At 44.4% G+C, this 22,158-nt stretch carries 24 protein-coding genes; 5 read left to right on the top strand and 19 right to left on the bottom strand.

Annotation, left to right across the window (positions count from 1 at the left end):
• Positions 1-181: 181 nt before the first annotated feature.
• Complete coding sequence (gene ubiA, locus ACM0P2_RS00365; protein WP_159118339.1) at positions 182-1,039, bottom strand: 4-hydroxybenzoate octaprenyltransferase; 858 nt, start codon at positions 1,037-1,039, stop codon at positions 182-184.
• Complete coding sequence (locus tag ACM0P2_RS00360; protein WP_419227084.1) at positions 1,036-1,605, bottom strand: chorismate--pyruvate lyase family protein; 570 nt, start codon at positions 1,603-1,605, stop codon at positions 1,036-1,038. Before ACM0P2_RS00360 ends, ubiA begins: the two co-directional genes overlap by 4 nt.
• 147 nt (positions 1,606-1,752) lie before the next feature.
• Here ACM0P2_RS00360 and ACM0P2_RS00355 point away from each other — a divergent pair, with 147 nt between their 5' ends.
• On the top strand, positions 1,753-2,166 hold the full coding sequence (locus tag ACM0P2_RS00355; RefSeq protein WP_159118341.1) for a flagellar basal body-associated protein FliL: 414 nt from the start codon (positions 1,753-1,755) through the stop codon (positions 2,164-2,166).
• Between the two features lie 248 nt (positions 2,167-2,414).
• Here ACM0P2_RS00355 and glpG read toward each other — a convergent pair whose 3' ends face one another.
• The 8 genes from glpG to ACM0P2_RS00315 all read right to left on the bottom strand — a co-directional run bounded on the left by glpG (position 2,415) and on the right by ACM0P2_RS00315 (position 11,297).
• Entirely contained in the window at positions 2,415-3,278 is an 864-nt protein-coding gene (glpG, locus tag ACM0P2_RS00350) for a rhomboid family intramembrane serine protease GlpG (protein WP_159118342.1), read from the bottom strand.
• 145 nt (positions 3,279-3,423) lie between these two features.
• Positions 3,424-3,735 (bottom strand): thiosulfate sulfurtransferase GlpE, encoded by a 312-nt coding sequence (gene glpE, locus ACM0P2_RS00345; protein WP_159118343.1) that lies wholly within the window; start codon positions 3,733-3,735, stop codon positions 3,424-3,426.
• Positions 3,735-4,760 carry an L-threonine 3-dehydrogenase gene (gene tdh, locus ACM0P2_RS00340; RefSeq protein ID WP_105929827.1) on the bottom strand — a complete coding sequence of 342 codons (1,026 nt, stop codon included), beginning with the start codon at positions 4,758-4,760 and terminating at the stop codon, positions 3,735-3,737. The genes glpE and tdh overlap by 1 nt, the downstream gene beginning before the upstream one ends.
• Positions 4,757-5,953: a glycine C-acetyltransferase gene (locus ACM0P2_RS00335; protein WP_105929826.1), complete on the bottom strand. Its 1,197-nt coding sequence runs from the start codon at positions 5,951-5,953 to the stop codon at positions 4,757-4,759. Before ACM0P2_RS00335 ends, tdh begins: the two co-directional genes overlap by 4 nt.
• A gap of 151 nt (positions 5,954-6,104) precedes the next feature.
• Positions 6,105-8,549: a putative bifunctional diguanylate cyclase/phosphodiesterase gene (locus tag ACM0P2_RS00330; protein ID WP_419227083.1), complete on the bottom strand. Its 2,445-nt coding sequence runs from the start codon at positions 8,547-8,549 to the stop codon at positions 6,105-6,107.
• An 8-nt stretch (positions 8,550-8,557) separates the two neighbouring features.
• Positions 8,558-9,733, bottom strand: a complete 1,176-nt coding sequence (locus tag ACM0P2_RS00325; RefSeq protein ID WP_173359598.1) for a hypothetical protein — start codon at positions 9,731-9,733, stop codon at positions 8,558-8,560.
• Complete coding sequence (locus ACM0P2_RS00320) at positions 9,733-10,203, bottom strand: hypothetical protein (protein ID WP_159118346.1); 471 nt, start codon at positions 10,201-10,203, stop codon at positions 9,733-9,735. The genes ACM0P2_RS00325 and ACM0P2_RS00320 overlap by 1 nt, the downstream gene beginning before the upstream one ends.
• Before the next feature lie 89 nt (positions 10,204-10,292).
• Entirely contained in the window at positions 10,293-11,297 is a 1,005-nt protein-coding gene (locus ACM0P2_RS00315; protein WP_159118347.1) for a glycosyltransferase family 9 protein, read from the bottom strand.
• Positions 11,298-11,390: 93 nt separating this feature from the next.
• On the opposite strand from ACM0P2_RS00315, the gene ACM0P2_RS00310 reads away from it, so the two are divergent.
• Both ACM0P2_RS00310 and coaD read left to right on the top strand, forming a co-directional pair.
• Positions 11,391-12,116 (top strand): 3-deoxy-D-manno-octulosonic acid kinase, encoded by a 726-nt coding sequence (locus tag ACM0P2_RS00310; RefSeq protein WP_419227082.1) that lies wholly within the window; start codon positions 11,391-11,393, stop codon positions 12,114-12,116.
• A 108-nt stretch (positions 12,117-12,224) separates the two neighbouring features.
• Positions 12,225-12,713 carry a pantetheine-phosphate adenylyltransferase gene (gene coaD / locus ACM0P2_RS00305; RefSeq protein WP_105929820.1) on the top strand — a complete coding sequence of 163 codons (489 nt, stop codon included), beginning with the start codon at positions 12,225-12,227 and terminating at the stop codon, positions 12,711-12,713.
• Between the two features lie 11 nt (positions 12,714-12,724).
• Here coaD and mutM read toward each other — a convergent pair whose 3' ends face one another.
• The 4 genes from mutM to rpmB form a co-directional block, all read right to left on the bottom strand.
• A complete protein-coding gene (mutM, locus tag ACM0P2_RS00300; protein ID WP_159118349.1) occupies positions 12,725-13,534 on the bottom strand; it encodes a bifunctional DNA-formamidopyrimidine glycosylase/DNA-(apurinic or apyrimidinic site) lyase in 810 nt (269 codons plus the stop codon).
• Positions 13,535-13,999, bottom strand: coding sequence for a hypothetical protein (locus tag ACM0P2_RS00295; protein WP_159118350.1), 465 nt, complete (start codon positions 13,997-13,999; stop codon positions 13,535-13,537).
• Positions 14,000-14,262: 263 nt separating this feature from the next.
• The gene (gene rpmG / locus ACM0P2_RS00290; RefSeq protein ID WP_012516577.1) at positions 14,263-14,418 is read right to left on the bottom strand and encodes a 50S ribosomal protein L33; all 156 of its coding nucleotides are present in this window, start codon (positions 14,416-14,418) and stop codon (positions 14,263-14,265) included.
• Between the two features lie 11 nt (positions 14,419-14,429).
• Entirely contained in the window at positions 14,430-14,666 is a 237-nt protein-coding gene (gene rpmB, locus ACM0P2_RS00285; protein WP_012516576.1) for a 50S ribosomal protein L28, read from the bottom strand.
• Between the two features lie 383 nt (positions 14,667-15,049).
• On the opposite strand from rpmB, the gene ACM0P2_RS00280 reads away from it, so the two are divergent.
• Positions 15,050-15,841, top strand: a complete 792-nt coding sequence (locus ACM0P2_RS00280; RefSeq protein WP_159118351.1) for a glycosyltransferase family 25 protein — start codon at positions 15,050-15,052, stop codon at positions 15,839-15,841.
• A gap of 33 nt (positions 15,842-15,874) precedes the next feature.
• On the opposite strand, the gene ACM0P2_RS00275 is transcribed toward ACM0P2_RS00280, so the two are convergent.
• The 5 genes from ACM0P2_RS00275 to radC all read right to left on the bottom strand — a co-directional run bounded on the left by ACM0P2_RS00275 (position 15,875) and on the right by radC (position 20,634).
• On the bottom strand, positions 15,875-17,977 hold the full coding sequence (locus ACM0P2_RS00275; protein ID WP_159118352.1) for a YjbH domain-containing protein: 2,103 nt from the start codon (positions 17,975-17,977) through the stop codon (positions 15,875-15,877).
• Positions 17,974-18,723 (bottom strand): capsule biosynthesis GfcC family protein, encoded by a 750-nt coding sequence (locus tag ACM0P2_RS00270; RefSeq protein WP_419227081.1) that lies wholly within the window; start codon positions 18,721-18,723, stop codon positions 17,974-17,976. The genes ACM0P2_RS00275 and ACM0P2_RS00270 overlap by 4 nt, the downstream gene beginning before the upstream one ends.
• The gene (locus ACM0P2_RS00265; RefSeq protein ID WP_159118354.1) at positions 18,723-19,412 is read right to left on the bottom strand and encodes a YjbF family lipoprotein; all 690 of its coding nucleotides are present in this window, start codon (positions 19,410-19,412) and stop codon (positions 18,723-18,725) included. Before ACM0P2_RS00265 ends, ACM0P2_RS00270 begins: the two co-directional genes overlap by 1 nt.
• Positions 19,413-19,504: 92 nt before the next feature.
• On the bottom strand, positions 19,505-19,864 hold the full coding sequence (locus ACM0P2_RS00260) for a hypothetical protein (RefSeq protein WP_159118355.1): 360 nt from the start codon (positions 19,862-19,864) through the stop codon (positions 19,505-19,507).
• A gap of 92 nt (positions 19,865-19,956) precedes the next feature.
• Positions 19,957-20,634 carry a RadC family protein gene (gene radC, locus ACM0P2_RS00255; RefSeq protein ID WP_159118356.1) on the bottom strand — a complete coding sequence of 226 codons (678 nt, stop codon included), beginning with the start codon at positions 20,632-20,634 and terminating at the stop codon, positions 19,957-19,959.
• A gap of 206 nt (positions 20,635-20,840) precedes the next feature.
• On the opposite strand from radC, the gene coaBC reads away from it, so the two are divergent.
• Positions 20,841-22,070 (top strand): bifunctional phosphopantothenoylcysteine decarboxylase/phosphopantothenate--cysteine ligase CoaBC, encoded by a 1,230-nt coding sequence (gene coaBC / locus ACM0P2_RS00250; RefSeq protein ID WP_173359602.1) that lies wholly within the window; start codon positions 20,841-20,843, stop codon positions 22,068-22,070.
• Positions 22,071-22,158 lie beyond the last annotated feature (88 nt).

The following is a 22,158-nucleotide window of genomic DNA, read 5'->3' as shown; positions in this document are numbered from 1 at the left end:
AATTTTAAAATACTCAGTGAGTAAAGCGTGTACCTGTTTAAGCTAGCAAACACTTTAAACGGGCTATCGATAAGGAAAAATGGGACTTTGGTACAGGTTGAAGCAGGCTTTTAGCGCTGTAATTTATAAAAATTATACCAGCGCTAAATAGCTACCAATGTTGTTGATAAGTTTTACCTTACTAAACCAAATAAAAATGAAAGGCTGTACCTAGGGTAATGGCTAAGCCGATATAGTGGTTTTCAATAAACGCGGTAAAGCAGCCTTCACGCTGGCGGCGTTTAATAAGTTGATATTGACGCACACATAGTAAAGCCGAAAACAGAACGGCGAGATAGTAAGGCCATGTGGCATTAATAGCGCAGCCTATAAACCATAGAATGGTTAGCGCCAAGGCTTGCAGCAGCATGACTATCAGCACGTCGTTTTTACCAAACAATATGGCGGTAGACTTAACACCTATTTGCAAGTCGTCGTCGCGGTCTACCATGGCGTACATGGTGTCGTACGCTACTGTCCATAGTAAGTTGGCAACGAACAACCACCACGCGTAGGTAGGTACAGTTTCCAACACTGCCATAAAAGCCATAGGAATGGCCCAGCCAAAGGCGGCACCTAAAACCACCTGCGGTAAGTGGGTATAACGCTTCATGAAGGGATAGCTTGCAGCCAGAAGCAAAGCAATAACCGACAGCGCAATGGTTTGCCAATTGAGAAACAGCACGAGCACAAATGCTATGGCGATAAGCACGCCAAATAGCTGAAGCGCTTGTTTAGATGTGACCTCTCCGGTTGCCAACGGTCGCTGCGCCGTGCGCTTTACACTTCCGTCCACTTTTCTGTCTGCATAGTCATTAATCACGCAGCCTGCTGAACGCATTACGATAACGCCGGCCACAAAAATTAGCGTTATACCTAACGAAGGCAAGCCCTGAGCAGCCATTAAAAGCGCCCACAGGGTTGGCCATAGTAGTAAGTAAATACCTACGGGTTTATCTAAGCGCATGAGTCGCGCGTACGCATTCCAATTGTGCTTCATAATTGTTTTTCGCTTTGTATGTTGCTGCCCGCGGGCTGACGATAAGCCGGACAAGCCGGAAGGAAAACCTCGGCCACTATCATGCTGTAACTGTCTAACGTAAACAACGACCGTCTGCCCCACAAAGTTTCATTGCTGCTTATACCAAATTGCGAAGCCGAAACCTGGCATACTTCAAAGGCAGAGCGGATAAAGCGCGCATCATTAAAAAGACGCTTTCCCAACGGCTCTTGACCTAGGTTCGATAACTCACTATCAACAAATGCCTGGGGAATGATAGAGCGCGCAAATACCCAAGGGGTGTGATCGCCACACAGCAATATTTCTCGGGCTTGATAGCTGGTTTCTCCGTTAACGTGCAAAAGAGACAATTCGTTACTATGAGGGGTTTGAGTTTGTTGACCTAGTAGCTCTAACGCAAAATGTTCGCTTGATGATTGCACACGCTCGGTAAGTGAACCCGTGTCTAATAGCCAGCTGTTAAGCTGTAAATGAGGAATTGTGACGTCTGACGGTACTTGCCAGTTAACCGGCAGACCCACTGGAAAAGTGGCATTAAAACTCACACGAAAAGCCCGAATAATGAATCTGTTAGTATGATAACACGTCATATTCAAATATTTTCATTAGGTTAAACTTTTGCAGTAGTGTGTTTAATCTGAGTTTTGCTAAACTACTAGAGAATTTTTAACTTTGGTGTTCCGGACTTCACTATGCTTAAGTCGTTAGTTTTACGTGTTTTTGCACTTGGTTTGTTGGTTATCTGCAGTAACGCGGCAGTGGCACAAGATAAATCCAATTTTGCCTATTTAAGTTTAGAGCCAGAAATTGTTACAAACTACATTAGCGACAGTGCACAAAAGCTAGGCTACGTTCGCGTATCTGTGGAATTGATGATCAACGATGTGAGTCAATTGGAAATTGCCGAGCACCATCTACCTTTGCTGCGTTCGACAGCAATTGAGATATTCGGCCAGCAGCCAGCGGAAAAGGTCAAATCACTTACCGGCCGTGAAGACATCCGACGCGCCATTCTGAAAGCTCTTCAAGAACATATGGTTCAAGAAACCGGTGGCGAAGTGGTGAAAAACGTTATCTTCACGAAGTACCTATATCAAGGCGGTTAAGCTATTGAGCTATTGAGCTATTGAGCTATTGAGCTATTGAGCTATTGAGCTATTGAGCTATTGAGCTATTTTCAAGATTGTACAAAAAAGCGAGCTTTCATTGGGCTCGCTTTTCTGTATCTATTGAAGCTACCAGTCCGCATAGATAGGATTGTTTCAGCCTTTGACTGTAAAACGACCCATTCGTAATAGGCGTCACTGATAACGGTTTTCTATTGCTATCGCTAACGCTAACGCTAACGCTAACGCTAACGCTTTTCAGAGCCTAAGCTTAACGCCCCTGCCAGTAAACAGCCTGAAATAAGACCCGCCGTATGTGCCGCATTTGCCATATTTACCCAAAGAATGTCAGCGTAACCTAAAACTAACCATACCAGCATAAAGCCAACTATCGAGTTTGGTAACGACAAGCCCCAGCTTGGTCGTAACCAGCCCAACCACCAGACGAAGCCCATTACGGCATAAACCACACCCGACAGCCCGCCAAACAAATATAAATTAGCCTGAACCGGGTCGCTAAAGATAGCTTGAGCGGCGTTTGATATAGTTGCCGAAACTAAGAACACGATAAGTAACATACTCACCCCAAGCGTACGTTCTATCTTGGCGCCTAGCATGCCCCACCAAAGCAAGTTAAATATAATGTGTAATGCTGAGAAGTGAATAAACGCCGGTCCCAGCAGTCGCCACCACTCATGATTTTCCGATAAGACTGAGAATGGCTGCATGAGCAGATGTTGCGCAATAGGCGCAAATAGCCCTAATAACGACAACGTATAAACCGCAACACAAAGAAGAAACACGACTGAGGTAAAAGGAGCTTTTATTGCATCGTTAATGATGTTTTTCACTGAGAAGCCGCTACCAGAAGGGGCTAACTGAACATTTTTACCACTGTCCCAGGCTGCTTGCTGATATTTAGGATTTGTTGGGTTTGTCAAAAAGTCTTCTGCAATAACTTTTGCGCGATCGACATGTGCATGATCATCAAGTACAACAACAAACTCTTTATCACTTTGCATTACCGTTGCCGAGATACTCTGGCTGGTTAGGTAGTTAGCCAGAAGGTGCGCGGGACTTTGTTGGTTAAACGCAATTAAAGGATGGCCCATAAGCTACTTATTACCCTGAAGCATGAAATGAATTAACGCGATATTACGTTGAATGAAGGTGTGATACATAACACCTTTATACTGGAATGTATTACGTGTGAAAAGCATAAAACAAAGGTGCACATTGTGCACCTTTGTTAAATGATTAGGCCGTTTCTACCGGGTTAGCCAATCGCCAGGCTTCAAACCCACCATCCATACTATAGACGGTTTCAAAGCCCTGCTGAGCTATTACCTGCGCAGCCTGTTGACTACTTACACCGTGATAGCAAACAACCACCACAGGCTTGTCTTTAGGCGTCTGCTCGATAAACGCAGCAAAGTTGTCGTTGTTTAACGGCGAAGCATTCGGCATATGCCCATTAGCAAATGATTGAGGATCGCGTATGTCCACAATGGCAACGTCGCCTTGAAAATTTGCCACATCGTCTACGCTAATGTGTGTAAATGTTGTCATTATTGCCAGTCCAGAATAACTTTACCTGATTGTCCTGACCCCATGGTATCAAACCCTTTCTGAAAGTCATCAATAGAAAAGGTATGAGTGATAATGGGTGATAAATCTAATCCACTTTGCAGCAGGCTTGCCATCTTGTACCAGGTTTCAAACATTTCTCGACCGTAGATACCCTTTATCACTAAGCCTTTAAAGATAACCTGATTCCAGTCAATAGCCACGTCTTGTGGCGGAATACCTAGCATCGCTATTTTGCCGCCGTGGTTCATTTTGTTAAGCATGTCTCTGAACGCAACAGGCACACCTGACATTTCAAGGCCTACGTCAAAGCCCTCTGTCATACCCAGGTCGTTCATCACATCTTTTAAATCTTCTTTGCTGACGTCAACAGCGCGGGTCGCGCCCATCTTCTTAGCAAGCTCAAGACGGTATGGATTGATATCGGTGACAACAACGTGACGTGCGCCAACGTGCTTTGCTACTGCCGCTGCCATGATACCAATTGGGCCAGCACCAGTAATAAGTACGTCTTCACCCACTAAATCAAAGCTTAGTGCGGTATGAACCGCATTTCCAAATGGGTCAAAAATAGACGCGAGATCATCACTGATATTGTCTGGTATTTTAAATGCGTTGAACGCAGGAATTACCAAATATTCGGCAAAAGCACCTGGACGATTCACGCCCACACCTTCAGTGTTACGGCATAAATGCACACGCCCAGCACGACAGTTACGGCAGTGACCACATGTAATGTGACCTTCACCAGATACGCGATCGCCAACGTTAAAACCTTTTACTTCTTGGCCCATGCCGACCACTTCGCCTACATACTCGTGACCCACTACCATTGGCACTGGAATTGTATTTTGCGACCATTCGTCCCAGTTGTATATATGCATGTCGGTACCGCAAATAGCGGTTTTGCGAATTTTAATCAGCAGGTCGTTATGACCTACCTCAGGCTTTGGCGTGTCTTGAAGCCAAATGCCTTTTTCTGCTTTCGCTTTAACTAGCGACTTCATGAAATCACTCCCATTTCACGACCAACCTCGATAAACGCATCAATAGCTTTATCAACGTGTTCTAAGCTGTGGCCTGCTGACATTTGGGTACGAATTCGGGCTTGTCCCTTCGGCACCACCGGGTATGAGAAACCAATAACGTAAATGCCTTTTTCAAGCAGCTTGTCTGCCATTTCGCTTGCTAAACGTGCATCGCCTAGCATAACTGGGATTATCGCGTGATCTTTACCTGCAAGCGTAAAGCCCGCCTCTTCCATACGGTTACGGAAATGGTTGGCATTGCGCCATAGATTGGCGCGAAGCTCATCGCCGTCTTTCATCATTTCAAACACTTTAAGTGATGCAGAGACGATAGGTGGCGCAACAGAGTTAGAGAAAAGGTAAGGACGAGAGCGCTGGCGTAACCATTCAACCACTTCTTTCTTGCCCGACGTGTAACCGCCCGATGCTCCGCCTAGCGCTTTACCAAGAGTACCAGTGATAATGTCTACACGGCCCATTACGCCACAGTATTCGTGGCTTCCTTTACCATTTTCACCAAGAAAACCTGTAGCGTGACAGTCATCAACCATTACCATGGCATCGTATTTGTCAGCTAGGTCACATATTGAGGCAAGGTCGGCAATTACACCGTCCATTGAGAACACACCGTCTGTGGCAATTATCTTAAAGCGCGCGCCATCAGCATTCGCTTGCTTAAGCTGTTCTTCTAGCGCCGCCATGTCATTATTGGCATATCGATAACGCTTCGCTTTCGACAACCGCACGCCGTCAATAATACTGGCATGGTTTAACGCATCAGAAATAATGGCGTCTTCAGGGCCAAGCAGGGTTTCAAACAAACCGCCGTTTGCGTCAAAACACGAAGGGTAAAGAATTGTATCTTCGGTGCCTAAGAAGTCACTAATGGAGGCTTCAAGTTCTTTGTGAATGTCTTGAGTACCGCAAATGAAACGTACGGAAGCTACACCGAATCCATGGCTATCAAGGCCGTTTTTAGCCGCTTCTATCAAGCTTTCATTGTTTGCTAAACCAAGGTAATTGTTTGCACAGAAGTTAATAACGTGCTCGCCACCAGCAACACCGATATCCGCTTGTTGTTGCGACGTGATAACACGCTCTTTCTTGTACAAACCATCTTCTTTCGTGGCTTCAATTTGCGATTGCAAATGAGAGATAAATGCCGCAGACATGCCATTCTCCGAGTGTAGGTATATAAAAACCTGTAGTGTAATGAAAGCAGGTTGAAGGGTATACACCCATGCGTTGTATTTAATGGGTTTGTCGACTAAGTTTGTAAATTATTCAACACACTTGAATGTACAGACATCTGCTAACGCATTGCTACGCGAAGTCTTTCCAAAGGTTGTACTCTACTTTGCTGTCCAGCACGGTCCAGATATCTGTTTCTGATACCGGCTTACTAATGAGGTAACCTTGCCCAATATCGCAGTCAAAGCGACACAGCAGTTCATACTGTTCACTGGTTTCTATACCCTCTGCAACAACCTGCATGCCCATGTTACGCACCATAGATATAGTGGAGTGCACAATATTTCTATCGTCGGCGCTACTGGCTATGTTGGCGACAAATGAACGGTCTATCTTAATATAGTCTGCGGGCAACGATTTTAAATAGCTTAGCGATGAATAGCCGGTGCCAAAATCATCGATGGCAAGCATACATCCCATGTCTTGAATGGTTTTCATAATACTGGTTGCACGCTTGATGTCAGAAACGAGCACGGTTTCAGTCAACTCTAAACACACTTGGTTTGGAGCAATGTCGTTTTTGATAATCTGCTGCTGCAAAAATTCAGGCAGCGTGGGATCAAGAAATTGGCCTGCCGATAAGTTAATTGCAATCTTGATATCCGCATATCCATTGTTTTTAAACTCGCGTATTAAATGGGTTGAGCGTGCTATAACCCAGTAATCTAATTCAAGCATAAACGAGGTACTCTCAAGCAACGGAATAAACTCCGCCGGTGAAATTTGACCTTTGGTTGGATGGCACCAACGCAGTAGCGCTTCAAACCCTACTAACTTACCAGTATGCATCTCTATTTGAGGCTGAAGCGCCAGACTGAACTGATTGTCTCTAAGAGCTTCTCTCGCCTCAGATTCTAATTCCACCTTTTGCATGACTTTTAGGTTCATGGTGGCATCATAAACTCTAAACCCTGCGCCTTTTTTGGCTTTGGCTTCATACATAGCAATATCAGCATGGCGTAAAAGCTCAACAGGTGTGGCTCGTGCATGACTGGTTATGGCAATACCAATGCTGATAGAGACATAAAACGTCACACCATCAACCATTATCGGCTCTTTGAACTCGTCGATAATTTTTTGCGCAACCTTATCAATGTGCTTCTTGCTTTCGATATTCGATAACAAAATAACGAACTCATCACCGCCAAATCGTGAAGCGATATCAGATTCTCTAATGGGCCGAGAAATGCGCATAGCTGCAGCTTTTAATAACTTATCGCCCACGTCATGACCATGACTATCATTAACTTTTTTGAAATCATCCAAGTCCATAAACATAAGCGCCACTAACCGTTCGTCTCGGATAGAACCCGCCAACTGCTTCTCTATTTGAAAGGTCAGCATATTTCTATTAGGCAAGCCTGTAAGCACATCGAACATAGCCATTTTTTCAAGTTTCGCTGTATTGATGGCCATTTGACCGTCAAAGCTTTCGAGTTGACGGGCTAGGTCGTTGGCCGCCTCTTCTACAACATCTAGCTCATCAGTCAGTTTGAAAATAGGAGACGTTCTACGCTTAGCCGCACTGGTGTAAAATTCACTGAATTTGTGCTCAGCTAACATGGGTAACCGCTCGCTTATGCCTAAAAGCCGAGTGCGATATTGATTTAAGAACAGATAAAGGAGCGATGAAAAAACTAAGAAAAGCGCGGTCGCACTTGAAATAACCACATATTGATACTGCTCATTTTGACGCACGGTAGCAGATACATCTTGTACTATTAGCAAATAAGGCCGGTCGCCCGTCGCATGTTCAAACGGCAACAAACTCACTAGCAGCTGTTTGTTTTCAAGCTCTGTGTTGAGCCCTTTTATCACCAAATCATCAATACGCCACGCCGGTGGCAAAGCGTTGAAAAGCGACTGCAGATACTGACGGTTTGCTGCGGAGACTTGGCTAGCTATGGTAAGGGCTACCGATTTATTCTGTGTTTCTCTTGCTTGAACGATGGCCACTTTGTGCACATCCGTTGCGCGGCTGAATAAATAAAGTAATTCACGCATGGATGTTGATACAACAACGATAGGAATAACATCACTATCAGCCATAACCGGAATTGAAATGTGGTGAGTACACACATTGTCACACGTCAATAGCGAGCGACTTTCAAAGGTGGCTCGTGTGGTATCTACGAGGTTTTTAATTTTAGTATCAACAGCACGGCCAGGACTTCCTACCACGCCGCTTTCGTCGAACAACAATAACGACTCAACTTGGTACGTTAAGGTGAGATATTCATTGAGATCACTTAACGACTGTTGTAGTTCATCTACGCTGGTTGTGTAGGCATCATTTTTTCGGCTAATGAGGTCGATAAGGGTGACCATACGTCCGTGAAGTATGTCTTCAAAAAGCTGGACGCGACGATGGTTGGCTATTTGACTCTCGCGCTGCTGAAGTAGCACTCGAGCGTCAGATTCTTGGATCAAAACAGCCGATATAACGATAGCAACGGTTAAAACCATTGCCAGCAAGATGAGGATGGTTTTGGTAGTAAAAGATACCTGAACCTTCATTTTATCCCTTAAAACCAATACATCAGTTGCAAAGACCACATTTCCCAATGTTTGTCAGCATGGGATGCAACGTCCATGTTCAACAAACTTACCACACGTGTCGCTCCCTCAACCCAATGATATTCCCCTTGTAGTCGCCATTTAGGCGCAATATCCCAACGCAAGCCTAATGTATAAGTATCCTGATAGCCAAAATAAGCCGGTATTAACCCACCTGACATCGCCTCTAATTGTTTTCCGTTTCTGTCTGACGTGTCATTAACGTATGTATCGAAGCCAATAAGCCCGCTTACGTCGTTGTTAAACAAATACCTAAATTGGAAGAAACCACCTTCACCTGTGCGTTTTGAAACAAAGTTAGGAGAGAATAGGCCCTGACTGTCTTGCGCTTCCCTTATTAGTTCAGCAGAGATTTCCCAACTTTCGGCAAAATATTGCCCTGAGAGCATGATTCGTTCAATGTTTGCCCCACCTGCTAGCCGATTGTCGTCTTCAGAAGGCATATATCGAAAATCTGAATTCAACCAGCTTGCACCTAGCTTCCATGTCATTGATGACGGCTGCCAAAACACGCTAGCTTGATGAACGAAATCCTGTTTTATTTTTCCCTTGGCCTCATAGCCTAGCAAAAAGTCTCGTTGCGAGTCATTGATATTCGACCGTCCATAGCTCCAGTTCAGTTCCCAGATATTATCTTCTCCAAAGTGGGAAAAGCTTGTTTGGATTCCGTTACTGCCAAGGGCGACATCTCGAAAACCATCGAAGTAGACCGATTGAGGAAGTACAGAAGTATAGCGTGTCTGTGGTACGTCTCGCGTTACCGAGTACAGCCAATGCCTATTTTTAAAGCGACCCGCATGGATTTGGCCACGCCATCCGCCGGGCAAGTTTGGCAGTTTCCAATCAACAAACAAGTAATCGAGACGAGCCCCTTGCTCAAAGCGATTGCCACCATCTAGGTAGTTAATTTGTCCAGCAATAGAGATATTCTCAGCCAGCTGATAGTAGCCATTGAGTCCAATCTCAGTAAGCTCCCCTGTGACATCGTCATTATCGGTGATAAAACTGCTGTCTTTTGACTGGGTAACACCTTGGGAAATATAACCATGCCAAGAAAAGTCGGAGGACGAGGCAAAGGTATTGAAGCTGGCGAACCATAACGCGAACACAGACCATTTTTTCATTATAAATTAACCTCTACCCGTCTTAGCTTCACAATATCAGTGCGCTCGACATAGCCAATAGCGCCAGGGGTATTTTCTAATGCGTCAATTAACGCTTGATACGAGATCACTCTCACAGGGGTAACTCCCTGACCTGAATAGGTGATTTGGTCCCACAAGCGAGACAATTGATAGGGAAACATTTGAAGTATGTCGCGACAAAACTGTTTATGCAGCTCGTCTCTGTCTTGAAGTACGAATACGGTAATTTTAGTGCCGTCGTCCCAATATTGACGCTGCCCCGTAAAAATTTGGCGAAGCTCAGAACGGCTTAGCTTTGCTATCATCACACTTTCGTTAACCATAACGTTAGGCTCTGATGCATAAGCTTCAGGCACACCTAAACCCAGCCCTGCTATTATGAGCAGCACAAGTTTAAGCTTCTTTAAAGCAAGCAAGTGAGTGAGCCATCGCAACGCTGGCTTTTTCATTCAGTAACGACTCCCTGTTATGTCGGAGGTACACTTTGCAAAGCTAAGTGTAGATAATAGCTGATTGTTTTACCTTACAACAAAGTAAATCACCGGATAAATGGTTCAACTTTCTTCTTCACCATCTCTACTGAAATTTTTTCCATTAATGCACTGCCTTTAGCACGCGCTCCCCACGGAAGATTTTCCCACGACTTCCCTTTTTGCGCTTCGATACACTCGTCGTATACCGACACTACCTTATCGAGGTCCAGATAAGGTCCTGTACGTCGTGGATTAGAGTGCGCATAAAGCCCTATTACTGGCGTACCAACGGTCGTCGCCATGTGGGCAGGTCCTGTATCAGGAGCGATAACAAGGTGGGCATGCTTTAACAGCATCAGGAGTTGATGCAATGACGTTTGCCCAGTAAAGTCTTTTAGCGGATATTTTACGTTAGCTTTAATTTCATCGGCGGTTTGCCGATCTAATTTTCCTGGACCGCCACATAGTATCACGCTGACTCCCGCCTGTTGGATATAGTCAGCGATACTTGCGTATCGCTGTGGTAACCAATTTCTTTCAGCCTTGCTGGCGGCAGGAGAAATAACCACATATTTCCCAAGTACATTGGCCTGCTCAGCCCCCCACCCTTCGTCTTCTGCACTTACAGGTATATTCCACGTCAATGAGTCTGACTCAGGTACGCCTAGTGCATCGGCAAAGTCCATAAAACCTTTAAGAACGTGAGCGTGTTTTGTTGCGGCAATACGCTTATTGGCAAACAACCAGTGCAATTCTTTACTTCGGGCCCAGTCAAATCCAATGCGCTGTTTGGCGTTAATCACTCGCGACGCCATATTGGCGCGCAAGGCCACCTGCATCATCAAAAGCGCATCAAAGGTCTCATTTGCCACGGCAGCCTTTAACGATTCAACGGCAGCTTTTCCCTGTGATTTATCGAAAATAATAAACCGTATATTTGGCATCAGCTTAACCAGCTGGAACTCCACTTTTCCAATAACCCATGTGATTTCAGCATCGCGCCACTGTGTTTGAATTCGAGTGACCATGGCGACGGCATGACACACATCACCTATGGCTGATAAGCGCATTAAACAAATCTTTTTTCCCACAGAAGCTCTCTCGTTGCTGAAAAACTAAAATAAATCGTTAGAATGTGAAATTTACCATAAGTTGTGGGCAACATGGCGACAATACGACGAGGCATCGGTGCTGGACACCACTTTATTTTCGACGACACTTTAGTCAAGCAGCCCAACACAGATATGTTTAACCCCGAGTTTTGGCATGCTCAGAGCAAAGTAACCGGTCAGGCGAAAGGGCGCGGTACCACCATCTTTATTGAGCACGAGAGTCAACAGTGGGTTTTACGTCATTTTAAGCGCGGTGGGTTGGTTGGCAAAATACTTAGCGATCAATACGTGTTTCTTGGTGTGGAACGTTCACGCCCCTTTGAAGAGTTTAGACTACTTGAACTTATGCAGGCCCAAGGTTTGCGTGTTCCTATTCCGGTGGCCGCACGCATTCATCGCAGAGGCCTCATTTATCGCGGCGATCTCATTACGCAGAACATCCCTAATAGCCGGGATTTGCATCATGTGCTTTGCCATCAATCCCTTCAAAAAGAAGAGTGGTATACAGTAGGACACGCACTTGCGGCCATGCATAACTGTCAGGTGTATCACCACGATGCTAATGTCAGAAATATCATGATTGATGATGACAAGCAGATATGGCTTATCGATTTTGACCGCTGTCATAAACGAGAAGGTGAACACTGGAAACAGAGTAATTTAGACCGTTTATTGCGGTCTTTACGAAAAGAAAAAGGTAAAAATACGGTTTTTCATTGGGAAGAGATACATTGGCATTGGTGTATGGAAGGTTATAGAGCCGCCATCGCTAATTAGTAGGTGCTTATGTGGCAGTCTTGCCAGCAGCGCACTACTTCCGTGATTATTATGCTACATTAACCACGGTCAACACATAAATCACCTACAACGATAAGATTTTACCTTATGCACACACGAGCACTTTATCCAGGCACTTTCGACCCAATTACTAATGGGCACGCCGACCTAATCGAACGCGCATCGCAGCTATTTTCCCACGTCATTGTAGCTATTGCGTCTAATCCAAGTAAAAAGCCGCTATTTACGTTAGAAGAACGCGTAGAAATGATTAAGAAGGTCACCGCCGATTTACCCAATGTGGAAGTCGTTGGTTTTACCGGCTTGCTCGCTGATTTTGCCGACGAGCAAAATGCTACTATTTTAATTCGGGGTCTACGGGCTGTGTCTGATTTCGAGTATGAATTTCAATTAGCAAACATGAATCGACGCTTGAACCCGAAGCTTGAAAGCGTGTTTCTTACGCCTGCAGAAGAAAACTCATTTATTTCTTCTACATTGGTTAAGGAAGTTGCATTGCATCGAGGAGCGGTAAACGGTTTTTGTCATCCGGTTGTAGAGCAAGCGTTAAGAGATAGACTGGGTAAAAAAGACTAAGCGTCTTAAAATCAGCGTTGGCAGCGGGTACAAAAGAATGTATTGCGCTGCCCAATGACCTTGCTTTCTATTGCCTTACCACACACCTCACAAGGTTCGCCTTTGCGTCCATATACGTTGAGGTGCTGCGCAAAGTAGCCTGGTTTACCATCGGTCTGCGCAAAATCTTTTAAGGTGGTTCCACCTTGCTCAATGGCTTTGGCTAATACTCGTTTAATTTTTGCAGTGAGCACTTTATAGCGGGCTGCACTTATATTGCCAGCCGCTCGTCGCGGATCTATACCGGCCAAAAACAATGCTTCGTTTGCATAGATGTTTCCCACACCCACAACAATGGCATTATCCATAATAAAATTTTTGACTGGGCCTTTTCGATTGCGCGATAACGTAAACAAGCGTTTATCGTCGAAATCGTCTGTAAGTGGCTCTGGCCCCAAGTTATCGAGCATAGCAACTTGTGCATCAGGAGCCTGATACAACACTGCACCGAAGCGCCTAGGGTCGTTTAAACGCAAGCATTTGCCTGTGTTTAAAACAATGTCTACGTGATCGTGTTTGATTACCGGTGTCGATGCATCAATGACCCGCAACTTGCCCGACATGCCCAAATGTAAGATTAGCGTACCAGTAGCCGTTTCAATGAGTAGATATTTCGCTCGCCGTTTAACGGCCGTAACCTTCTGTCCTTCAACGAGGGACACCTCGTTGGGTATTGGCCAGCGCATTCTTCGCTCACGAACCACCACTTCGGTAATCGTATTACCAATAAGATGTGGAGAAACGCCCAAACGGCTCACTTCAACTTCTGGTAACTCAGGCATTCATTCAATCCAGGGTAAAAGTTTATCAAGTTCTGTATTGGCTAATGTGTACCAATTATTTTCAAATTTGATCACTGTCGGTGAAGTATTTGGATAGATGGCATATACAAGGCCGTTAGCATCACCCGCCAACCACACAACAATGATATAAGGCTCAACGTCGGATAACGCTTCAGGAATAGAAGTCGCCGGTGTTAATACGCCGCGCTGCCAATGAGAGAACTGCATATCTGGGGCCATGGTTAAGTTGTCAATTTGTCCCTTTTGACGCCACTGCTGCCCCACTCGCTCTAAGCTGTTTCCATCGTGCTCTATTTTTAACACGTAAGCATCTTCTGGCAGTAAACTGCGAGTCTGCACAATATTGCTTTTAGGGCGGAGACTGTCTAGATTAAACAGCGCGATCATTATAAGCATAGCGATTATTACAACATTATTCATCGCTCGCTGTGAAAGTCTAGCCACGCTTTATACCCATCCAAATTACAGTAATCCATATCGCCATATACTAATACCTCATTCGAACAGACGCTAATTCAATTCGATAAAAGTCGTCAGTAGGATAACCCGTTCGTTTTTCAAGATGGTAAATTGGTATTAGACTGCGATCTATCTGGCGTTTTGAGAAGGATCTACTTAGATCTTATTAGAAAATTAGGTTTAAGCGGGTATGTAAAAGCAAAAAACCCAGCAAAAGCTGGGTTTTCGTGGAGACAAAAGCAAGCTAATTACTTGATTTTGGCCTCTTTGAACATAACGTGCTTACGCACAACGGGATCATACTTTTTGATCTCCATTTTGCCAGGCATGTTACGCTTGTTTTTATCAGTGGTGTAGAAGAAACCTGTACCTGCTGAAGAAACTAGTTTAATTTTATCACGCATTGTCGGCTTCCTTAGATTTTCTCACCACGGGCACGGATATCAGTTAGTACTGAATCAATACCTTTCTTATCGATGATACGCATGCCTTTAGCAGACAAACGTAGTTTTACAAAACGGCTTTCGCTCTCAACCCAAAAACGGTGTGTTTGAAGGTTTGGTAAAAAGCGACGACGAGTCGCATTTCGTGCGTGTGAACGGTTATTACCAACCGTTGGACGCTTACCTGTTACTTGGCATACTCTTGACATTGTATTTGTCTCCAGAACAACGATAACTGTCGCGTCAGTTAATCCCAAGCGCTCAAACAGTGGTTGGGTCAAATGACGTATTACTATAAATTAGAGGGCGCATTTTATACAGCAAAGGCAGGATCATTTCAATAAGAAAGTACAAAAAGGTTACTTTTACGTACGATTTTTGCGCAAAATACCACCAACACTCTTTTTCGTGGCGTGTATTGTACTTTTCTCTCGCAAGTTAAGCTACGAATAAATTTACGCTTTGCATTTTAAAATTTTTATTCTTAATTGATCTCACCAGACATAAATATGTCACCAAAGCTTAGCAAGCTTGTCATGTTTGAACTCTAGCATCAAATTACCTGTAGTAGTTATCAGCAACTTTGCTATCTATGACCAATCGTAAACACAACACGCAAACCATGCCCCCGGTTTACCTTATTAATTTAGATAGAAGTACAGAGAGACTTCAAAAATCTAAGGCGCTTTTGGAAAAACACAATATATTGTTTGAGCGCATTCCCGCAATTTGTGGTCGTTCGTTATCAGAGGATTCTTGCCTAAAGCACTATTGCCCTGATTTAAACAAGGCTCGCTATTATTATAATTTGACACCTGCTCAAATTGGCTGCTTCTTAAGTCATCGTGAAGCGTGGCGTCGCATCGCCGAGGGAGATGCTGATTACGGCATTGTTTTAGAAGATGACTTTCTCGTAGAGGGCGACGTGCACAAAGCTTTTGCCACGCTAAATGGCCTTACCCATGAGTGGGATTTAATTAAACTCAGCGCTTATGCAAACAGAACACGGCCGATCGCCAAACAATTTTCTATCAACGACGAATTCAATCTAGTCGTTCATAAAAAGCCAATGAGTGGTGGCGCAGCGACAGCAATTTCTAAAAAGGGAGCGCAAAAGCTCTACGCCTCTACCACTAAATTTGGCAGGCCTTGCGATACAGAAATTCAACATTTTTGGGAGCATGGCATTACTGTTTTATCACTAATGCCTTATCCATTTGCGCAAGATGTAACTTGTGACAGCACTATAGCGTGCAGTAAGAAATCAAAAGACGACAGACGTCCTCTAAGCAGGCTTTCACAACAAGGTTATCAATATTTGCGCAATAAAAGCGAAGTGAGTAAGCAACTTAGAAACTTAGCTCTTCAATTACACGCTGAGTAAACGAAAAAAACGCCACATTGTGGCGTTTTTTGTTTAATCGTAAAAAGGTGACCTGGTTTCTGTGAGGTCTATTAACCTTGAAGGACGACGCAATAACTGCCCACCATCGCGAGAAATAGGCACCCAAGGGAATAACCCACGGCCTTTAGACGGTTCTAGTAAGAACAAGTCTGTAGGGATGGAAATATAAAAGCCTTTAGTAAAGCTTCCTTCTCCGTACTCCTCTGAAGACACATCTGTGAACGCGGCATAAGCTCCAACGATAATGCCGCTGTCAAAGCGCTTGGCGTAGTCGATATTTACGCCTTTGTCCTTTGCTAAGAACTGACCCGCACTTACAGTAATTTGCGTACCATCTAAGAATTCAGGCTGCCAATATACGCTCGCATGTCCCGTGATGGTGTCGTAATCCTCCAAGCCTGTTTGACTGTATGGATCACGTTGTTTTACGTAGTTAATATCTACGCCATAGGCAACATTACTATCAACAGGGCGATACAATACTTCACCACCTACACCAGCGAACATGGTTTCGAGATAACCAGCATACGCCTGTACAAAAATATCGTCAGCGACATTGTCTTTGTAATGCAGAATGGCCGTGTCTAACCACACATCGTTTTCAGACACGTATTCACGAACCCGTGTACGAACACGAGGTAACGATACGTCTTCGCCGTCAACTAGGTAGTTAAACTTGTCAAAGTTATCAAGAAGCGTGACTCGCGCACTACTCATAACCGAGAAGTTTTCATTGAACGCATAGCCACCGTTTAACAGCAAACCGGTCTGATATAAAAAGAAATCTTCCGGGTTGCCAAACGATTGAGTAAAGAAGAAATCAGCGCCATAGAATATCCCTGAGGTATTTTCAGGGTCGTACGCGCTTCTGATCTCTTCAGATGGTGACGTTCTTATATATGTTTCTTTTATGTCGGCGTCCACTGACTCATAGCGCGCTGCAGCGATAAAGGCTTCCGCATCTATTTGTGTATCGACCATCGGCAGACCACCGCGGTTATCCACAATATGATAAGTTTTTACGCTGTCAGGTAATTCTGAGGCAGCGACACGACCCACACGTTCAATGGCTTCGTCTTCGTCGCGATATTTTAGCTGAGTTCCGTAAAAGATTGCGCTGTCTTCTTTAATTTCAGCATCAGATAAGATAAAGCCACCTGAATTATACAAATCGTTATAAAGTCGAGGTTTATCGACGTCTTTCACCTTAGAAGGCGCGTTTCTACCCATCAAATTGCGCGGGTCTTTATCAAATTTTATCTGCGATGCTGTATTCATATTAAAGCGATAGGTCACACCAAAACCAATCGTATTACCTCGTTGGTAGTTCAACGAGAAATCGAAGTCTTTATAGCGGTAAACCGCGCCTACATTCCAGCGAGAATCCTGCTCTAAACGACCCGCTCTGTCACGAGAGTAATCGTTACCCTCAAACTCTAGTTTAAGCGTTAACGGCTCCCATGGTGTTTGATACTCTACTCCCCCAAAGAAGGCGGTAGTGCCTTTGAAGAATTGGTCGTAATCAACCTTGCCGCCACGGCCTGAAAAGCCGCCTGGACGTTCACAGAAGCTATCTTTAACTTCACAAAAAGGATTAGTAATATCGTCTGCTGTACCTAAATATCCCCAGCCCAAGCCTAAGTGAAAATCAAATGGTCCTACAGACTTACTGGCGTTTACGTATTCGCTTTCAAAAAAGCCCGTTCCGCCAAAATCCCGAAAGCCTACGCTGATATCTGGTAGGTAGTAACTTTCTTTCCACAGCCTGAATTTAACATCTAATCCTTTATCTTTAAGAGTTTGATCGCCACTGAACGAGTCTACTTGGCTATATAATCGCGTACGCACGTCAGTATAACGAGCGGTGGCTTCCATCCAATCATACAGCTGTATGTTTACCGACCAAAAACGATACTCGCCGTTATCGGTATAGTTAATTGCCATTCCACCTTCGTCGCGCATACGAGCGGTTGGCGTTTGGATTAGACCGTTACCGCCTTGCACCATTTGCGACGGCGTAACCCGAATTTGCGTGTCGGCAAAAGCGGTGGAAGAAAGTGCGCTTCCAATAACAAGCGCAAGTGTTTTTTTAGTAAAAAGTTGTGGCGCACTCATTGAGGTAGAACCCTATGTACTGCTAACGCGGCGACGCGCTTATTTAATTGCTTAAGTTTATCGCTGAAAAGCTCTGAAGATATAGGCACATAAACCTGACTACCCGGCATAATTTGGGCAAAGTCTAAATTCCAATAAGCAATCCCTTTTTCTTCAATGTTACCCATTGGGTCGATTACATAAACATGACTTCTGTCGGCATCAACTGCCTTTTTAACCGTGTGCACTGCCGTATAAACCGAGGTATCACTTTGATGCTTGTAAGCGCCGGGCTTTACAACTGCACCAGAGAAATGCACAACATTCGGTCTACCATTTAAACGAATCCAGTATTTTCCGGGCTGGAACATTGGGTTATCTTCAAAGAATAACCGAGCACGGTTGTAGGAGATTGGCATGTCGATTCGGGTAGACACTGTCCATGATGCAACCTGCTCGTACAAATTCTCAAGCGCTTCGTGAGTTTTAGAATCTTTATCAAATTGGGCTAGAAGCGTTCTAATTTCAGACAACGCAATTTCTTTCTCGCGTTCCGCTTTAGGATTAGATAAATCAAACGCAGATGCACTTGGCCAATACCAGTCACCATTGTCGGCAACAATAGATAGTGCACTAGACAGTCTTATAGGCCTGTCAAACTGATATGTTTGCTTGTTTATCATTATGCTAACCATGTTGTCGTCAGCATACAGTGAACCCGCTGCAGTAATGCTTAATGCAGCAATTAGCGAAGAGATAAACTTCATTATTGTGCCGCTCCTTGCTTAGTCATTTCACGCACAATTCGACTCAGATAGACCATGTCGTACACATCCCCTTCTGGGCTAAACTGCTGCGTTGAGGCCAGAAGCTCTTTCGAATACTGATGCAAAAAGTAAGTATTTTCCCAAGACAATCCCACATCGATAAAAGGGGTATATTCTGAAAATGACACGTGCTCAACGACTTTAATTACAGGCACAGAAAACCCAAGGTATTCACGAGTCTCTTCTCCCTCAATTCTCCACGATGAGTCTATTGGTATGCCATATCCAATGGCAGCAATGTCAACCTTGCGATCCCAGCTAAACGGTAAAACGTTATTAGTTGCAAGTGGGTTATGCTGCAGGTTGCCCATGTAATAAAGGTCGTTATCTAAACCTTCTGTTTTGACGATGATACCGTGATGCATAGTGAAAATTACTCTGTCACCTGATACCCATCTGTACTTGTCACCATCAATGTAGGCTAATGCAAGCGAGGCAGTATCCCGTTCACCCGCTTTAATTTGCATAATATCTGCTTTACTCGCCGCTATTTCCTCGACCGTGTACGAGACACTTCGGTCTTTCAAAGCGAGCTTGAGCGTATTGTAATAAGCGAGTGTTGTGGTTGAGCACCCTGAGAGAGAAAAACAAAGAAAGCCTAGAATGACTAATAGAATGTGTAGTTTCATTGAGGTACGCCGACTAAAACTAAAAACAAATAATTTTGCTATATAAATAAAAAAGCCGCTAAAAAAAGCGGCTTTTTCGAATACTCTTAGATTTACTGTACGGTCGGCGCGTAAGTAAATGTAACAGGCACAGTAATTGTCTTAGTTACCGTGCTAGTACCAGAAGTAGTTACAGTAACAGTGTTAGTTGTACCAACACATACGCCGTCTACTAGTGGATCGTCACCTTCACACGTAGGTTGAACTGGATCAGTTCCACCATTTCCAGGCGCGTCTGCAGAGTTGTTGTTTGCAACACCAGCGATAATACCAGCAGCAACAACACCAGTAGCGATTAGACCACCGCTAACTGCGCCTGCACCACCTGCACCAGCACCACCTTCACCATCTTGTGCGTTAACACCCGCTACCATTGTGGCAGCTGCAAACAATGCAATAATTGACTTCTTCATAACAGTCCTTTAATAAAATTACCCACTAAGTCCTATGCTAAATCATTTTCAACCATTTGACTAGATTATAATCGACAAATGACTTAGGTTTCTTATGGTAGCAAGCCTCGCTGTGCGAATGAAATAGTTTCTTTGTCTCCTACCACAAAATGATCGAGAACAGGCACGTCGATCGACGCCATGGCATTTTTGATCTCTGACGTTAGACGTATATCAGCATGACTAGGTTCAGCAACGCCTGAAGGATGATTATGGACTAAAATTATCGCAGCCGCGTTATCGATCATAACTTGTTTGATCAATTCTCGAGGATACACTGCAGCGCTGTTGATCGTTCCATTAAACATGGTGCGAAAAGCAATGAGTTGATGCTGACTATCCAGCATCAAAAGCGCAAATTTTTCTCTTTCACAGTCTCTTAATTTAGCCTGCAAATAGCGTTTCGTATCATCAACATTATTAAACACATCCTGTCGTTTGAGCTTTATCTCTAGATTGCGTTTGTAAATTTCAAACCCCGCTTGGAACTGTGCATACTTGCATGGGCCAACACCGGTTATTGTAGAGAACTTTTCTTTTGAGGCCGTGGCCACCCCGCGCAAGCACCCGAGTTCATTCAATAGCTCGTGAGCCACAGCCACCGCGCTTTTTCCCCTAACGCCTTTTCCTAACATGACGGCAATAAGCTCTGCGTCACTTAAACTTTCTGCGCCATGCTGTAACAATTTTTCTCTCGGCCTTTCGCTTTTCGGCCACACCTTTATTGACATACTCTCGGTCCACCAGCTCATTCAAAGTGAGTTTATAGATGAATACCAACGTATTAACGACTGTATTAAAGGTCTGTTTCTCATATGGCATAAAGCAATTGATAAAAATTAAATAGGCTAGTTTGGCGACATCGACTTTCGTTCAGCTATCCGATTTTTTGTCACCATGGTAGGCTAATATCAATATTTAGATTTAGTGTTCTTTTATGTCTATTGCTAATAAAAACATTTTGCTGGGCGTGACTGGCGGTATTGCTGCCTACAAAGCTCCCGATATGGTTCGAAAGCTTACCGCGTTAGGCGCTAATGTTCGTGTTGTTGTAACTGACTCTGCCGCAGAGTTTGTAAGTCCATTAGCATTACAGGCCGTATCAGGCCATCCAGTCCATCAACATCTGTTAGACCCCGCAGCAGAAGCTGCTATGGGGCACATTGAGCTTGCAAAATGGGCCGACATTTTATTGATTGCTCCGGCAACGGCTAACACGTTGGCAAAGCTCGCTCACGGTATGGCTGACGACTTACTTACCACGTTGTATTTAGCAACAACGGCAACGCTCTACATAGCTCCGGCGATGAACCAGCAAATGTGGAAAGCGGTAGCTACGCAGCGCAACATCGCGTGTTTAGAAGAGCATGGGGTCACGTTTATCGGTCCGGCGAGCGGTGAACAAGCCTGTGGAGATATAGGCGCCGGAAGAATGGTTGAACCTGTCGATATTGCTAGCGTATTGAACACTGCCAAAGACGATGCATTTCAACGCTTTCCTGCACTACAAAACCTAGCGGGAAGAAATGTGATGATTACCGCCGGGCCAACAAGAGAGCCTTTAGACCCGGTGCGTTATATATCAAACCATAGTTCGGGCAAGATGGGCTTTGCTATCGCAAAAGCTGCATCAGCGGCAGGCGCTAACGTCACATTGGTCGCAGGTCCAGTGTCTCTTAGTACCCCTGCTAACTGCGCTCGCATTGATGTTGTGACTGCCGATGACATGCTATCGGCGTGTGAAAAGCTCACGCCATCCACAGATATCTTTATCAGTACCGCAGCCGTTGCTGATTATAAAGCCTCGACTATCGCCGATAACAAGATTAAGAAAACAGGTGATGAGTTAACACTTACTTTTATTAAAAACCCTGATATTCTAGCAAAAATATCTGGAAGACCTGACAGGCCATTTTGCGTAGGCTTTGCAGCAGAGAGCCAAAACGTTGAAGATTATGCACGTTCAAAACTAGTCAAAAAGAAGCTAGATATGATTGCTGCAAATGACATTACTGTGGACGGTCTTGGATTTAATAGCGATAAAAATGCGCTGCACGTTATCTGGAAAGACGGAGATAAACGCTTTCCAGCAACGAGTAAAAATGAGCTAGCGGAACAGCTCGTTTCACTTATTGCAGAGCGTTTTGCGCTTAGTAATAAGAGCTAACAGATGCTTATTAAGTGTCGATAATAAAAACGATAAAAATAAACGCTTTGGTGTAAGCCAATTTAACATGGAGCCCGAGTTGCTGTAA

The organism is Alteromonas sp. OM2203 (genome assembly GCF_048517045.1).
Lineage (GTDB): Bacteria > Pseudomonadota > Gammaproteobacteria > Enterobacterales > Alteromonadaceae > Alteromonas > Alteromonas gracilis.
This window is presented reverse-complemented; position numbering and strand designations above follow the sequence as displayed.

What these genes read in the sequence shown, in the direction of transcription:
- ACM0P2_RS00320 (WP_159118346.1), bottom strand. Translation starts at nt 10,203, where the DNA reads ATGAAAAAGCCAGCGTTGCGATGGCTCACTCACTTGCTTGCTTTAAAG.
- coaBC (WP_173359602.1), top strand. Translation starts at nt 20,841, where the DNA reads ATGTCTATTGCTAATAAAAACATTTTGCTGGGCGTGACTGGCGGTATT.
- ACM0P2_RS00265 (WP_159118354.1), bottom strand. Translation starts at nt 19,412, where the DNA reads ATGAAACTACACATTCTATTAGTCATTCTAGGCTTTCTTTGTTTTTCT.
- tdh (WP_105929827.1), bottom strand. Translation starts at nt 4,760, where the DNA reads ATGAAGTCGCTAGTTAAAGCGAAAGCAGAAAAAGGCATTTGGCTTCAA.
- mutM (WP_159118349.1), bottom strand. Translation starts at nt 13,534, where the DNA reads ATGCCTGAGTTACCAGAAGTTGAAGTGAGCCGTTTGGGCGTTTCTCCA.
- ACM0P2_RS00270 (WP_419227081.1), bottom strand. Translation starts at nt 18,723, where the DNA reads ATGAAGTTTATCTCTTCGCTAATTGCTGCATTAAGCATTACTGCAGCG.
- coaD (WP_105929820.1), top strand. Translation starts at nt 12,225, where the DNA reads ATGCACACACGAGCACTTTATCCAGGCACTTTCGACCCAATTACTAAT.
- ACM0P2_RS00280 (WP_159118351.1), top strand. Translation starts at nt 15,050, where the DNA reads ATGACCAATCGTAAACACAACACGCAAACCATGCCCCCGGTTTACCTT.
- glpG (WP_159118342.1), bottom strand. Translation starts at nt 3,278, where the DNA reads ATGGGCCATCCTTTAATTGCGTTTAACCAACAAAGTCCCGCGCACCTT.
- ACM0P2_RS00315 (WP_159118347.1), bottom strand. Translation starts at nt 11,297, where the DNA reads ATGCGCTTATCAGCCATAGGTGATGTGTGTCATGCCGTCGCCATGGTC.
- ubiA (WP_159118339.1), bottom strand. Translation starts at nt 1,039, where the DNA reads ATGAAGCACAATTGGAATGCGTACGCGCGACTCATGCGCTTAGATAAA.
- ACM0P2_RS00260 (WP_159118355.1), bottom strand. Translation starts at nt 19,864, where the DNA reads ATGAAGAAGTCAATTATTGCATTGTTTGCAGCTGCCACAATGGTAGCG.
- ACM0P2_RS00330 (WP_419227083.1), bottom strand. Translation starts at nt 8,549, where the DNA reads ATGAAGGTTCAGGTATCTTTTACTACCAAAACCATCCTCATCTTGCTG.
- ACM0P2_RS00275 (WP_159118352.1), bottom strand. Translation starts at nt 17,977, where the DNA reads ATGAGTGCGCCACAACTTTTTACTAAAAAAACACTTGCGCTTGTTATT.
- radC (WP_159118356.1), bottom strand. Translation starts at nt 20,634, where the DNA reads ATGTCAATAAAGGTGTGGCCGAAAAGCGAAAGGCCGAGAGAAAAATTG.
- ACM0P2_RS00335 (WP_105929826.1), bottom strand. Translation starts at nt 5,953, where the DNA reads ATGTCTGCGGCATTTATCTCTCATTTGCAATCGCAAATTGAAGCCACG.
- rpmB (WP_012516576.1), bottom strand. Translation starts at nt 14,666, where the DNA reads ATGTCAAGAGTATGCCAAGTAACAGGTAAGCGTCCAACGGTTGGTAAT.
- glpE (WP_159118343.1), bottom strand. Translation starts at nt 3,735, where the DNA reads ATGACAACATTTACACACATTAGCGTAGACGATGTGGCAAATTTTCAA.
- ACM0P2_RS00310 (WP_419227082.1), top strand. Translation starts at nt 11,391, where the DNA reads ATGGCGACAATACGACGAGGCATCGGTGCTGGACACCACTTTATTTTC.
- rpmG (WP_012516577.1), bottom strand. Translation starts at nt 14,418, where the DNA reads ATGCGTGATAAAATTAAACTAGTTTCTTCAGCAGGTACAGGTTTCTTC.
- ACM0P2_RS00355 (WP_159118341.1), top strand. Translation starts at nt 1,753, where the DNA reads ATGCTTAAGTCGTTAGTTTTACGTGTTTTTGCACTTGGTTTGTTGGTT.
- ACM0P2_RS00325 (WP_173359598.1), bottom strand. Translation starts at nt 9,733, where the DNA reads ATGAAAAAATGGTCTGTGTTCGCGTTATGGTTCGCCAGCTTCAATACC.